This is a genomic window from Rossellomorea pakistanensis (assembly GCF_016908495.1).
In the GTDB taxonomy this organism is placed as follows: Bacteria; Bacillota; Bacilli; order Bacillales; family Bacillaceae_B; genus Rossellomorea; species Rossellomorea pakistanensis.
Genome location: NZ_JAFBDZ010000002.1, coordinates 411,829 through 425,346 on the forward strand (window position 1 = coordinate 411,829; position 13,518 = coordinate 425,346).

The window sequence follows — 13,518 nt, forward strand, 5'->3', positions numbered from 1 at the left end:
TGTCCCTAAATAATACAAAAAAATGTTTACAACAACAATTAGCGACCTTGTTAATTTTATTCCATAACACAGGTCGCTTACTTTATTTACAGTTCCAAAAAATCATATGTGGGTTTACCTGTAATTTATAGTGTAGTTTTTGCACCATAACCGAAAAAAGAATTGTAACGAATCATTATTAATGGTATTATACTATTTAATTAAATAGTATGACACATATGTAAAAAATTATACTAATAGAATAACATAAATACTCATTTAAATAACACTAAATGGCCATCGAATAGGGGGATCGGTATGTGAATAAGGAAATTGTTTATGTTGTATCTGATTCGGTTGGTGAAACGGCTGAATTGATGGTAAAAGCGGTTGCAGCACAATTTAATGGGGGAGATGTTGAAATCAAGCATGTCTCTTATGTAGAGGATATTAAAGATCTTAATAATGTCTTTACTGCAGCAAAGTATAGTAATTCCATTATTGCCTATACGATCGTAATACCGCCTTTAAAGCAATATCTTGACCAGCGTGCACGAGAGGAAGGGATTATTGCTATTGATTTAATGAATCCGCTTATGAAAGCATTTATTCAAAAGTTTAATAAAGAACCCATACGGCAGCCACGTCTTATGAGGAAATTAGATGATAACTATTTTCGTAGAGTTGAAGCCATTGAGTTCGCGGTAAAATATGACGATGGACAAGATCTAAGAGGGATTAATAATGCAGATATTGTATTAATTGGGGTTTCTAGAACATCAAAGACACCGCTTTCTATGTATTTGGCCCATAAAAGATTTAAAGTGGCAAATGTACCTTTAGTACCGGAAATAACACCTCCTGATGAACTTTTTGATATTCCCAAAAATAAATGTGTAGGTTTAGTCATAACACCAGATAAATTAAATGAAATTCGCAAAGAGCGATTAAAAAATTTAGGGTTAACATCCCAAGCGAATTATTCGAGTTTGGATCGGATTCTTGAAGAATTAGATTATGCTGAAAAAATTATGAAACGAATCGGTTGTCCCATTATTAATGTCTCAAATAAAGCAATAGAAGAGACAGCGGATTTACTATTAGCCATGTTAAAAAAGAGAGGGGTCGTCTTCCATGAATAAATTTGTCTTTATGTTTGATGAGGGGAACAGTGAAAAAAAGGAGCTTTTAGGAGGTAAAGGAGCAAATCTAGCAGAAATGACCCGAATTGGTTTGCCCGTTCCGTATGGTTTTACCATTACAACAGAGGCCTGTAATTCATATTATGATGAAGGTAAATCCATTTCAACAGAGATGGACGTTCAGGTTTTAGAAGGACTTAAAAAACTTGAAGAAAAAACAGGTAAAAAACTTGGAGACCCATCAAATCCACTGCTTGTTTCCGTCCGCTCCGGCGCAGTGCATTCAATGCCAGGAATGATGGATACCGTTTTAAACCTTGGAATGAATGATGAAACAGTTGAGGGGCTGGCAAAGCTTACAAAAAATTCACGTTTTGCCTATGACTCTTACCGTAGGTTCATTCAAATGTTTAGTGATGTTGTCCTTAAAGTAGATGGCTTTTATTTTGAACAATATTTAGAGGAGACCAGGGAAGAAAAGGGATATGATTCAGATCCTGAAATGTCTGCGGAAGATTGGAAAGAGGTTATTAACGGATACAAAGATATTGTTAAGAGACATGCTAAAAGGGCTTTTCCTGAGAATCCAAAGGAGCAATTATTTCTTTCCATCAGTGCTGTTTTTGAATCGTGGAACAACCAACGTGCGATTGTATACCGACGTCTTCAAAAAATTCCTGGTCATCTTGGTACAGCAGTGAACATTCAAAGTATGGTCTTTGGAAATATGGGGAACGATTCTGGTACCGGAGTGGCATTTACACGGAACCCATCTACAGGGGAAGCCAAGCTTTATGGTGAATATTTGATCAATGCTCAAGGGGAGGATGTTGTTGCTGGAATTCGTACACCTCAACCTATTGGTACCCTCCAAGATGAAATGCCAGAAGTCTATCAGCAGTTTATCGAGACTTGCCATCTTCTCGAAAAGCACTATCAGGACATGCAGGACATTGAGTTCACAATAGAGTGTGGTGAACTATTTATTCTCCAAACAAGGACAGGTAAAAGAACAGCTCAAGCAGCCATTAGAATAGCCGTTGAATTAGTAAAAGAGCAACTTATCAGTAAGAAAGCAGCGATTTTGCGTGTAGATCCTGATCAGCTAAATCAGCTGCTTCATCGTCGAATTGATGATTCATATGAGCGGAAACCGTTAGCTAATGGTTTACCAGCTTCACCTGGAGCCGCAACAGGGCAAGTCGTATTTGATGCAGATGAAGCCGAAATATTAGCAAAAGATGGTAAAAAGGTAATTCTTGTCCGCCAAGAAACGACACCTGATGATATTCATGGAATTGTAGCTGCTCAGGCAACGATCACTAGCCGTGGGGGAATGACAAGTCATGCAGCCGTTGTTGCAAGAGGTATGGGAAAAGCTTGTGTATGTGGCTGTGAATCACTAAAAATTAATCTGAAATTAAAGCAGTTTAAAGTAGGAGATACGATTGTGAACCAAGGTGATGTGATTTCTGTGGATGGTTCAACTGGTGAAATCATCCTAGGTGAAATTCCAATGATCGAGCCACAGCTTTCGGACGAGTTTCAATTGTTGCTTACTTGGGCAGATGAGGAAAGAAAACTTGGCGTTAGAGCAAATGCCGACAATCCTGAAGATGCTAAAAAAGCTTTAGCATTTGGAGCAGGTGGAATCGGATTATGCCGTACAGAACATATGTTTATGGATGTCCATCGAATTCCAATTGTTCAGGATATGATACTGGCTGAAACATATGAGGAGCGTGAAACGGCGCTTAATAAGCTTTTACCTATGCAACAAGAGGATTTTGAGGGAATCTTTGAGGCGATGCAAGGATACCCTGTAACAATTCGTTTATTAGATCCTCCTCTTCACGAATTTTTGCCAGATAAGGAAGAACTACTGGTTGAAGTGACAAAGCTTCAGATGGCAGGTTCAAATTCTAAGGAATTAAAGGATAAAGAGCATCTTTTAAGAAAAGTACGTCAATTAGATGAATTTAACCCCATGTTAGGTCACCGTGGATGCCGATTGGGAATGGTTTTTCCAGAAATATACCTCATGCAAGCAAAAGCAATCTTCTATGCCATTGCGAAGGTAATGGAAAAGGGAGTAGAAGTAAAACCAGAAATTATGATTCCTTTGGTTGGCCATGTAAACGAGTTGAAAGAAATACGGCAATTAGTTATGAATGCTGGGGTGCAGGTTGAGGGAGAAACAGGACTGGAATTTGATTATCTTATTGGTACGATGATTGAAGTTCCGAGAGCAGCCTTAACAGCTGACCAAATTGCTGAAGAAGCGGACTTTTTCTCGTTTGGAACAAATGATTTAACCCAAACTACTTTTGGATATAGTCGTGATGATGCAGAGGGTAAATTCCTTCAAGCTTATATTGAAAACAAAGTTCTTCCAGAAAATCCATTCGTATCTCTTGATCAAGAAGGAGTAGGAAAACTTGTTGAAACTGGGGTAAAGCTTGGAAGGGAAATAAAGCCGGCGCTAAAAACAGGTATTTGTGGAGAACATGGAGGAGATAAAAATTCAATACAGTTCTGCCATGATTTAGGACTGGATTACACAAGCTGTTCACCATACCGTGTACCTATTGCACGCCTTGCAGCAGCTCAAGCTACTATTAAACGTGAACAAAAAAAGTACGAACTTCAAGCTAACGTATAAAAATGAAGTGGCTGCCTCTTTTGGCAGTTTCTTCATTTTTCGAATACATTTGTTTATTGAAATAAAAAACCCTATGACCAAGCTTTTATCCTCAAGCTTGGATTATAGGGTTTTTTGTATTGGCCGTTATCGTTAAATACATTAAATAATACAGAAATTTAGATTACTTTCCCTAATGAAAATCCCAATAGTAACGGTTTAATCATGAAAATCCAGACCGGAATGAACTTCTTTTATGATACCAACACGGATGACATAATCCCCGAAGCGTTCGCCATCTTGTCGTTCCTTTGCATACTGGGAAAGAATGGGGTGGAGTGTTTCCAAAATGTCGTTCTCGCCAATATTTTCCCGGTAAATCTTATTGAGTCGGTTTCCAGAAAAACCACCACCTAAATAAAGATTGTATTTCCCTGGTGCTTTCCCAATAAAGGCGATTTCAGCGAGAGCGGGGCGGGCGCATCCGTTAGGGCATCCTGTCATCCGAATGGTAATCTCCTCTTCATGTAAGCCGCACTCTTCCAATATGGCCTCAACTTTATCAATCAAACTTGGCAGATAACGTTCAGATTCGGCCATGGCTAATCCGCAGGTTGGAAGGGCTACACAGGCCATGGAATTCCTGCGTAATGCCGAATAGTGCTTCCCATCCGTCAGTCGGTATTTCTTCACTAACTCGACAATTTCGTCTTTTTTCTCATCGGTGACATTAGCAATGACAAGATTTTGATTAGCGCTAAGTCGGAAATCGCCGGTATGGACTTTAGAGATCTCCCGTAACCCTGTCATTAGTGGATAATCTTCTAAATCCGTAACACGACCATTCTGTATAAATAAGGTAAGATGCCAATTTCCGTTGCTTCCACGCACCCAACCGTAACGGTCACCGTTATGATCGAAATGATATGGACGTGCTTCAGCAAGCTCCCATCCTAGACGTTCGTTTAGTTCTTCTTTAATGAAATCCAAACCAAGTCTATCAACCGTATACTTAAAACGGGCATACTTTCTAATAGAACGGTTTCCATAATCCCTTTGAATGGTGATCACTTTCTCTGCCACATCGACCATTTTGTCAGGTGTACAGAAGCCGATGACTTTGGCGATTTGGGGATAGGTTTCTTTATCCCCATGCGTCATTCCCATACCACCACCGACAGCGATATTAAATCCTTTCAGTTTTCCTTCTTCTACGATCGCAATTAAGCCAAGATCCTGAGAAAAGACATCCACATCGTTGGAAGGAGGGACCGCGATACCGATTTTGAACTTCCTTGGTAAATAAAGGGCTCCGTACATAGGTTCTACCTCTTCATCTGAATGAGGACTGCCCGCTACTTTTTCTTCGTCAAGCCAGATCTCGTGATAGGCTCTCGTTCGTGGTGAAAGGTAATCGCTCAATTTTTCGGCCCAACCGTACACTTCTGAATGGATTTCCGATTGATACGGATTAGGGTTACACATCACGTTCCTGTTTACATCACCGCATGCAGCTAGCGTATCCATTAAAACGGCATCAATTTCTTGGATGCTTTTCTTCATATTCCACTTTAAAATTCCATGCATTTGAAACGACTGCCGCGTAGTTAGTTTGATCGTACCATTTCCATATTTACGGGCAATATCGTCCATGACCAACCATTGTTCTGGTGTGGTTACACCGCCGGGAGCACGAACTCTCACCATGAATTGGTAAGCAGGCTCAAGCTTCTGTCGTTGGCGTTCATTTCTCACATCCCTGTCATCTTGCAGGTAACTGCCGTGAAATTTCATCAAGCGGTTATCGTCAGAGGGAATTCCTGCACTTATAGGTTCAGTAAATGATTCTGCAATTGTTCCACGCAAATAGTTGCTTTCTTTTTTGATTCGCTCAACATCGCTCGGAGGACCTTCTTGTGTTAATGGCAAATTATTTCTGATCATATTTTTATCTCCTTTCGAACAAATTTAGTAGACATCGCGCTGATAACGTTTTTGTTGTTGCATTTCAGTAAGGTAGTCTTCTGCTTGCTCTCTATTCATCCGGCCTTCCTGTTCAATAATTGTTATTAGCGTTTCATGAACGTCATGTGCCATCCGTTTTTCATCTCCACAAATATAGACAACGGCTCCATCCTCCAACCATTGGTAAAGCTCTTGGCTATTTTCTTTCATTCGGTCTTGGACATACACTTTTTCCTCTGTATCACGTGAGAAGGCGATATCCATCTTTGTTAGTACACCATTCTTAAGCCATTGCTGCCATTCGATCTGGTAGAGGAAATCAGTAACGAAATGCTGATCACCAAAGAACAGCCATGATTTTCCTTCAGCCTCGAGCTCCTCGCGTTCTTGGATAAATGACCTAAACGGAGCAATTCCAGTACCTGGCCCGATCATAATAATGGGTGTTTCATGATTAGAAGGGAGCTTAAAGTTTTGATTGCGTTGAATAAAGACTGGCAAAAAGTCGCCTGGCTGAGCCCGTTCAGCACATTGTACAGAGCACACCCCATTCCTGTCGCGTTTATGGGCATTGTACCTTACAGCACCAATCGTCAAATGTACTTCATCAGGATTGGCTTTTAAGCTGCTTGCGATTGAATAAAGGCGGGGCGGGATTTTTCGAAGGATCGAAATAAATGTGCTCGCCGATACCTCTTTTAAGGCAAAATCCCGCACTAAATCGAGAAGGTCGCGTCCTTCTATGTAACTCCGTAGTTCTTCATTCCCTGCTGACAAAAGCCCCTTTAAATCATTATTTGAAAAAACTTCTGCTGCTTTTTCGATAAGTGGCTTTGTGAGTACAGTGATTTCGTAATGTGTAATGAGCGCATCCCGTAATGGACTCCTATCCCCCTGCTTATTCACACTAACCTTCTCATCTGGATCCCAGTTCATTTCCCAAATAAGAAGGTCTACCAAGGCTGGGTCATTTTCTGGATAGATCCCGAGACTGTCCCCCGGTTCAAATTCAAGGTTAGACCCTTCAAGTGATAGCTCCAAATGTCTCGTTTCCTTATTCGAACCACGGCCGTTAAGGTTTACACTTTCAAGAATTTCCGCTTTAAAAGGATTCGTTCTCGAATAATTGGCTTGATCAATGGATGTTCCTGTTTTACTTAATGATAGGAGAGAGGATTGCTTCTCGGTCGAATCAGTTTTCTGCGTTTCCTTCAAACTACTTAGTACATCCTCCATCCATTCAGAAGCTGGCTCATCAAAATCCAAGTCACAATCAACACGCGGGCACAGCCGTTTTCCACCAAGCTCCTCCAGACGTCGGTCAAAGTCCTTCCCAGTCTGGCAGAAAAATTCATACGAGCTGTCCCCTAAAGAAAGCACTGAGAACTGTAAATCATTTAATTGAGGTGCCCGCTTCCCGTTTAGAAACTCATAGAAGGACAAGGCATTATCCGGTGGATCTCCTTCTCCATGTGTACTAGCTAAAATGAGAAGATTTTGAACCTTTTTGATACGATTTGGCTTAAAATCGTTCATGGAAGAAAGCGTCACTTGAAACCCTTGTTGCTCCAACTTCGCAGCTAACTTATCAGCAAGTCCCTGTGCGTTGCCAGTCTGTGATCCGAAGAGTACGGTCACTTCTTTGGAAACTACTTGCTCGGTCTTTGAAGAGAGCGCTATGGGGAGTTCCTGCAGATCAGTAGCCGTTGTTCCCAAAGAAGCATTTATTTGGGAAGCGGCCAGATACCCGCTTAGCCACACCTTCTGTGAATCCGTCAACGTCGCAAAAACGCTATTAAGAAGCTTTGCCTGTTCCTCATTAAAAGGGCTGTTTATTACCTGAAGTTCCATTCATACCACCTCACAAAGAAATATAAATTCTACAAAGTCATCGTAAAAAAACACAAAAAGGTCCTTAACAATTGTTAAGGACCTTTGGTTTTTCCAATCAGTCTTTTTATATAGAGTATTTTAACTTAGTTATATTATACATAATTCCTATGTGTTTACAAGGGTTAATTTTCGGTTAAATTCAATGGATTGGATATAGTGTGTTGATTCCTTTATTTATAGGTTATAAAGCTACATAGAATATTACTAATATGAAGCGGCTTGAGGTAATTAACATATTGGTTGGTATATTGTGATTTTGTATAGATTGAAAGTTTGGGAAATATAAGATGGGTTGTGAGAAAGAGCTTTATGGTGCCGTGAAAACCGTGGGAGTAGAAACTGATGATAAGAAAAGGGCTCTATTGTGTCAATGAAAAACCTTGGAAGGGAAACTGATGATAAGAAAAAGGGCTCTATTGTGTCAATGAAAAGCCTTGGAAGAGAAAGTGATGATAAGAAAAGAGCTCTATTGTGACATGAAAAACCGAGGAAGGGAAACTGATGATAAGAAAAGGGCTCTATTGTGACATGAAAAACCGAGGAAGGGAAAATGATGATAAAAGAAGGGCTCTATGGTGCCATGAAAAACCGAGAAAGTGAAAAAAATGATAAGAAAAAGGCTCTATTGTGTCATGAAAAACCATAAAAGAGAAAATGACGGTAAGAAAGGAGCTAGCTCTATGAACCCGTAACTATACCTGGAAAGGAAAAGATCTCCAAAGAGTTGATTAATAAAGCCATGAAAAAGTGCGTAATTAGGAATGAGATCAATAAAATGAAGCCTTAAAAACTGACTGTTGCCGCTAGAATGGATCATAATCAAATATTTATTGAAAAGAAGTTCAAATATATGGGAAATTTTCAAGAGAAATAGTATAATAGACTCATTATTTTTAGAGGGGATGAGCTGGTATAAATGGATAAATTCAAGAATATGGATGGCCACTATTCAGAGAAGAATTTTTGGAGGAAATTAAAAAAATTCGCCTTGAAGGCGGGACATTCAGTAGTATATACGGCATTATTGCTATACTTCACTTTACAAAAGCCAGATCTTCCAGTTAAAGCGAAAGCCACAATCATTGGTGCTCTTGGATATTTTATTTTCCCGATGGACCTAATACCTGACATAGCTGTTGGACTCGGTTACACAGATGATTTAAGTGCCTTGGGGATTGCTTTAGTTCAAGTAGCCATGTATATCGACGAAGATGTAAAGGCAAAGGCCAAGCAAAAGTTGTATGATTGGTTTGGTAAAGATGTAGATACTTCTGATGTTGATAATAAATTATAGGTTCTTCAAAAGCCCTCAGCCATTAATTCCTTAATAGTGGCTAAGGGCTTTTTTTCGAAGTCAAACAAATGAATTTTTCTAGCAAATCTAATTTAACCTAATCTATTAGATACTAGTAAAAGCTTCTGTTTTTTGCAGCCTTTTTCGATAGATGAAGGATGATAAATTTATGCTTAGCTCATAAATTAATATGAGTGGAACTAGAACCAGTATATCCGATATAAAATCTGGTGGTGTAATTAGTACAGATGTTACTGTAATGATAAAGTAGGCAATTTTTCTGAATTTCTTTAACGATTGTGGATTTAAGATTCCAATAGCGGTTAGAAATAGAATGACAACAGGGAGTTCAAATAATAAACCAAAAGGGACTGTCAAGCTAAGTAGGAAGCTAAAATACTTCTCTGTAGTATAAAATTGTTGGAACCCATCTCCAGCTAACTCTTGCATGAATGAAAGGACAATAGGAAATACAAGAAAATACCCAAAAGATATCCCGATCATAAATAGTAGAAATAAAGCTGGTATTAGCATAAACGTTGCTTTTCTTTCATGTTTTTGAAGGGCTGGGAATACAAATCGCCAAACATGGTAAGCAGCTAGCGGGGTGGTAAGGGCAATCGAACAGACAGCTGATATTTTAAAATAGATCCATAATATATCCCCTGGTCCAAGTAAGGCAAGCTTAAATTCTAGATCTTTAACTAACCAATTATAAACATGTTCTACAAAAATAAAAGAAAAAATGAAAAAGGTCAAAAAGCTACAAAGGACATATATAATCCTTTTCCTCATTTCTTCTAAATGGGCAATTAATTCAACTTCTTCGTCAATCATTTGTTCACCTCTTAAATGGAAAGAAGGGGCTGTCCCAAAACAGGTCCAAAATCACTAATGTTAACCGTAAATAGATTTCTTCAGAGGTTCTAGAGACTTTAGTTTTGGGACGGCCTTTTAAAGACGGTCACTTTCAATCCAGTTAGTTAAGATTTTTTATCTTCCTTTTTAGAATCTGAAGACACTAGATCCTTGGTCGCGTTTTTAAATTCTTTTAAAGTGTTACCAAAAGCACGTCCAACTTCAGGAAGTTTTGAAGGTCCAAAAATAATAAGAGCAATGACTAATATAAGGATTAATCCAGGAACTCCAATGTTTGGCATTTTATCATTTCCCCTCTGTTAAATTTTTTTATGCAAAGAGCCTTTGCCATGTCGAAGGACCAGGAATGCCGTCCGCATCACTTCCTGACCACCCTTGTGCGCGTTGGAAAGCAGCACAGGCTTGACGGTCTGCCTCACTCCATTTTGGACCTGCCCCAACAGAATAATATTGACTATAGCCTTTATTAATTAATCGTTTCCCCATTGCGGTGACATACTCATTATTTGCTCCTGGGCCAAAGAAATGGCTTCCGGGAAATACCGATACATTTGGAGCGCTTCCAACAATTTCAAACAATCTTTGCCAAGTCGTCGGCCCTGGATATCCATCTGCATCGCTGCCAGTCCAGCCTTGTGCTTTTTGGAACTCCTGGCAGTTTAGGCGATCTGCTTCACTCCATGCAGGGCCCGGTCCGACAGAATAGTGGCGGCCAAATCCTGCCTTCACTAACTGAACCCCCAATAATTTTACATATTGATTAGAGGCGCCAGGCTTAAAATACTGTGTACCTGGAAATGCTGGTGGCCAATTGCTTCCGCCACTCCCGCCGCTACCATAATAAATTGTAGAAAGGCGTTCCCAAGTAGACGGACCAGGAAAACCATCTGCACCACTTCCGCTCCAGCCTTGGGCCCTTTGAAAGGCGGCGCAAGCTTGACGGTCTGTTTCTGTAAATCGAGGTCCCGCTCCTACTTGATAGTAACTACCATATCCTGCCTTGATTAGCATTTTTCCTAATAGGGTGACATAGTTATTGTAAGCTCCAATGTAGAAATACCTTGTTCCAGGGAATGAAGTAGGGTTATCCCCAGTTCCGCTGTTACCGTAAGGGGGGGGAACTGGTTTGACTGCACCACCCATTCCATCGCCACTCTCGGGATAATCCGTGTCATAATTTTCATAATAAGGAATGGCAAACCCTACTATTTTTGAATCCGAAAGGCGGCGATATCGACGAAACACTCCCTGAATATGTTCTCCTTGAGATGGGATGTATGTATTTCCTTCGACTGTAAGTACTGCTTGCTCCCCAGGATAATATTGTTCTACGATGCCAATATGCGAATCTCCACTAAAGAAAATGAGACTTCCCGTCGCCCTGGCAACTCGTTTAGAATCATTACCGATATAATTAATGAATCCTGATTTGGTAAAATATTCACCGGATTGTTCATGAAACCATCTATGCGATCTTACTGCAGCACTGTGGACAAAAAGAGGACGGCCTCCATCGAACTCCATATTCCCTGATTTTGAAGCACACCAGCTAACGAAAATCGCACACCATGGTTGATTGTTTAGACCGAACCATCGCCCATACTTATTGTCATTATTACTTCCTTCCAATGTACCAATCTGAGAAATGGCTGTATTGACCATATTTACCCGTAAAGACATAAAAGTTACCCTCCCGTATACTTCATTGATTTAATTTATAAATCGCTTCTACATCCATTAGAAGCACATTTGGGTCTTGAGGCAGTTCTAGTTCCATTTCTAAAATGGTATCCCCCCATGTACCGGGTTCTTTCGGTAAATCCTCTGGCACTGCCGTGGGTGTAGCCGTGGTTTCGCTCATTCCTGCTAGAGCTTTGACAGGTAAACTAGCGGCAGTCACCGTGACCAAACCAGCTCCTAGATACCCTAAAAACTTACGTCTGCTTAACTTTCTCTTCTCCACTTATTTCCTTCCTCCTTCATTTAACCTTTTATCAAGGTAGTAGTAAATATCTTTAGAACTTTCAAATAATTACATAATTCGACTAAAATTATACTTTTTTACATAAATAATGTAATGAGCATTTTGGGTTATCTAAGCATAGTAAATATTACGTTATTTAGTATTGAAGGAGGTAACGAATATCTGGTCTTTGAAAATTTTGTTCCTATTGATAGAGATCGTTCCCCTTAGCCTCGATTCACTGGTTTCTACGCCTATAAGCCACTACTAGTAGTACAGGGACATATTTCTATTCAATCATTAGCAAATGCTTAGTTGTTCAAGTATAGTTCAAATTACATTTAGAAAAATGCGATAAAATTTGATATTCATGTCCTTTTTAAGTTCTCTATAGCAGTGATTCAAATTGTTAATAAGGTAGAAAGACGCTATAGTGTGAAGGCTCATGTTTTTTTCCCTATTTCCATACTGTTTTTTGTGTTTAGGGATTTGCCGCATAATGAAAATAAAGGGTGGGATTAAAAAACATCCTGCCTATAAGGTTGTTACGATTTGAATGAATATGAATCATAGAAGGCAGTAATTCAAAAAATTAGAGGTGTATGTTATTGGGGCAAAGAAGGAAATGATTTTTGATATTGTTTTCTTCAAAATCTCTTTGATTCTTAGTTTTCAATATGTTTAGCTAGTCCTACAGATAACTAAACTTACAATATGGTACGATTGTGAGTGAAAATAAACGTCTTATACTAATAAATAACTAAGGAGCCGACAATGACAATCATCGATAAATTAAATCTTACTAAATACTCAAATATGGCAGTAATCAATCAACCAAGCGATTATGATGTCTTCACGGAAACAACGACTACCCTTTCTAAAGATCATGATGCTATTTTCATTTTTGTAGAGTCAATGGATGACATGGTTGAGCATACACAATTTATTCTTATTAATGAACAGGTTTTAATGGACAAAGGCTATATCTTTTTCGCATATCCGAAAAAAGGTAACACCCGCTATGACACTTTTATTCACAGAGATGAAATTTTTCCGGCAATGAATGTGGGGGAGGATGGCTATGTGGGGGATAGTGATATCAAGTTCGCACGGATGGTAAGTATGGATGATGTTTTTACGGTCGTTGGTTTAAAGCGTGAAAAAAAGAAAGCCAAAAAGACATCGGCTGCAAGTCAATGTGTGGCAGATTATGAGGACAATCTTAAGGATGTTGAAACACTGTTAGTTAACCATCCAAATGAGCTTAAGTTTTACCAAAGCTTAACACCTGGATATCAAAAAGACTGGGCACGTTATATATTCTCAGCAAAGCAACAAAAGACACGCGAAAAGCGTCAGAAACAAATGGTTGAGATCCTTTCACAAGGTTACAAAACCATCGATTTGTATCGTCGAAAGAAGAAATAGAAGGTCAGGTTAAAAGGAACTATGTCGCTCTTCTATTGGAAGTGTCTATAATAAATATAGAGGTACAAACGGAAGATTCTTATGGGGCTGTCCTGAATGTGGTTCCGGACACCTTGTTTTTGGGCAGCCCCGTTTTGCTATACAATTAGGGATGAGCCAATAAACTCAGCAAAGGATCCATTTATCTTCTCTTATTTTCCAATTTCCTTTTTTCGATTTCTTTTTTAACAGTAAACACTACTTTTTCATTAACCGCTTTCCTTACTTTTGGATCATTGAACCATTTCTTTACTTTTTCTTTAATCATTTTATAGCCTCCTGTTTTCTGCTTTTG

General features: G+C 39.2%; 11 protein-coding genes. 4 read left to right on the plus strand and 7 right to left on the minus strand.

The features are described from left to right. Window positions 1–299: 299 nt before the first annotated feature. Together JOC86_RS09730 and ppdK are read left to right on the plus strand one after the other, a co-directional pair. Complete coding sequence (locus JOC86_RS09730; RefSeq protein WP_205171397.1) at window positions 300–1,121, plus strand: pyruvate, phosphate dikinase/phosphoenolpyruvate synthase regulator; 822 nt, start codon at window positions 300–302, stop codon at window positions 1,119–1,121. Beyond that, window positions 1,114–3,783, plus strand: coding sequence for a pyruvate, phosphate dikinase (gene ppdK / locus JOC86_RS09735; RefSeq protein ID WP_205171401.1), 2,670 nt, complete (start codon window positions 1,114–1,116; stop codon window positions 3,781–3,783). The genes JOC86_RS09730 and ppdK overlap by 8 nt, the downstream gene beginning before the upstream one ends. A 198-nt stretch (window positions 3,784–3,981) precedes the next feature. Here ppdK and cysI read toward each other — a convergent pair whose 3' ends face one another. Continuing rightward, a complete protein-coding gene (cysI, locus tag JOC86_RS09740; protein ID WP_205171418.1) occupies window positions 3,982–5,706 on the minus strand; it encodes an assimilatory sulfite reductase (NADPH) hemoprotein subunit in 1,725 nt (574 codons plus the stop codon). 24 nt (window positions 5,707–5,730) lie between these two features. Further along, complete coding sequence (locus tag JOC86_RS09745; RefSeq protein ID WP_205171427.1) at window positions 5,731–7,578, minus strand: assimilatory sulfite reductase (NADPH) flavoprotein subunit; 1,848 nt, start codon at window positions 7,576–7,578, stop codon at window positions 5,731–5,733. Between the two features lie 958 nt (window positions 7,579–8,536). On the opposite strand from JOC86_RS09745, the gene JOC86_RS09750 reads away from it, so the two are divergent. Further along, window positions 8,537–8,914: a YkvA family protein gene (locus JOC86_RS09750; RefSeq protein ID WP_239587510.1), complete on the plus strand. Its 378-nt coding sequence runs from the start codon at window positions 8,537–8,539 to the stop codon at window positions 8,912–8,914. A gap of 105 nt (window positions 8,915–9,019) precedes the next feature. On the opposite strand, the gene tatC is transcribed toward JOC86_RS09750, so the two are convergent. The 4 genes from tatC to JOC86_RS09770 all read right to left on the minus strand — a co-directional run bounded on the left by tatC (window position 9,020) and on the right by JOC86_RS09770 (window position 11,756). After that, window positions 9,020–9,751, minus strand: coding sequence for a twin-arginine translocase subunit TatC (gene tatC / locus JOC86_RS09755; protein ID WP_205171444.1), 732 nt, complete (start codon window positions 9,749–9,751; stop codon window positions 9,020–9,022). A gap of 146 nt (window positions 9,752–9,897) precedes the next feature. Next, window positions 9,898–10,074, minus strand: a complete 177-nt coding sequence (gene tatA / locus JOC86_RS09760) for a twin-arginine translocase TatA/TatE family subunit (protein WP_205171447.1) — start codon at window positions 10,072–10,074, stop codon at window positions 9,898–9,900. A 28-nt stretch (window positions 10,075–10,102) separates the two neighbouring features. Next, window positions 10,103–11,473, minus strand: a complete 1,371-nt coding sequence (locus JOC86_RS09765; protein WP_205171450.1) for a peptidoglycan-binding protein — start codon at window positions 11,471–11,473, stop codon at window positions 10,103–10,105. A gap of 22 nt (window positions 11,474–11,495) precedes the next feature. Beyond that, window positions 11,496–11,756, minus strand: a complete 261-nt coding sequence (locus tag JOC86_RS09770; RefSeq protein WP_205171458.1) for a twin-arginine translocation signal domain-containing protein — start codon at window positions 11,754–11,756, stop codon at window positions 11,496–11,498. Window positions 11,757–12,530: 774 nt separating this feature from the next. On the opposite strand from JOC86_RS09770, the gene JOC86_RS09775 reads away from it, so the two are divergent. Then, the gene (locus tag JOC86_RS09775; RefSeq protein ID WP_205171461.1) at window positions 12,531–13,184 is read left to right on the plus strand and encodes a YdeI/OmpD-associated family protein; all 654 of its coding nucleotides are present in this window, start codon (window positions 12,531–12,533) and stop codon (window positions 13,182–13,184) included. A gap of 181 nt (window positions 13,185–13,365) precedes the next feature. Here JOC86_RS09775 and JOC86_RS24975 read toward each other — a convergent pair whose 3' ends face one another. Beyond that, window positions 13,366–13,491, minus strand: a complete 126-nt coding sequence (locus JOC86_RS24975; RefSeq protein WP_275583390.1) for a hypothetical protein — start codon at window positions 13,489–13,491, stop codon at window positions 13,366–13,368. Window positions 13,492–13,518: the final 27 nt, after the last annotated feature.

What these genes read in the sequence shown, in the direction of transcription:
- ppdK (WP_205171401.1), top strand. Translation starts at nt 1,114, where the DNA reads ATGAATAAATTTGTCTTTATGTTTGATGAGGGGAACAGTGAAAAAAAG.
- cysI (WP_205171418.1), bottom strand. Translation starts at nt 5,706, where the DNA reads ATGATCAGAAATAATTTGCCATTAACACAAGAAGGTCCTCCGAGCGAT.
- JOC86_RS09745 (WP_205171427.1), bottom strand. Translation starts at nt 7,578, where the DNA reads ATGGAACTTCAGGTAATAAACAGCCCTTTTAATGAGGAACAGGCAAAG.
- JOC86_RS09750 (WP_239587510.1), top strand. Translation starts at nt 8,537, where the DNA reads ATGGATAAATTCAAGAATATGGATGGCCACTATTCAGAGAAGAATTTT.
- tatC (WP_205171444.1), bottom strand. Translation starts at nt 9,751, where the DNA reads ATGATTGACGAAGAAGTTGAATTAATTGCCCATTTAGAAGAAATGAGG.
- tatA (WP_205171447.1), bottom strand. Translation starts at nt 10,074, where the DNA reads ATGCCAAACATTGGAGTTCCTGGATTAATCCTTATATTAGTCATTGCT.
- JOC86_RS09765 (WP_205171450.1), bottom strand. Translation starts at nt 11,473, where the DNA reads ATGTCTTTACGGGTAAATATGGTCAATACAGCCATTTCTCAGATTGGT.
- JOC86_RS09775 (WP_205171461.1), top strand. Translation starts at nt 12,531, where the DNA reads ATGACAATCATCGATAAATTAAATCTTACTAAATACTCAAATATGGCA.
- JOC86_RS24975 (WP_275583390.1), bottom strand. Translation starts at nt 13,491, where the DNA reads ATGATTAAAGAAAAAGTAAAGAAATGGTTCAATGATCCAAAAGTAAGG.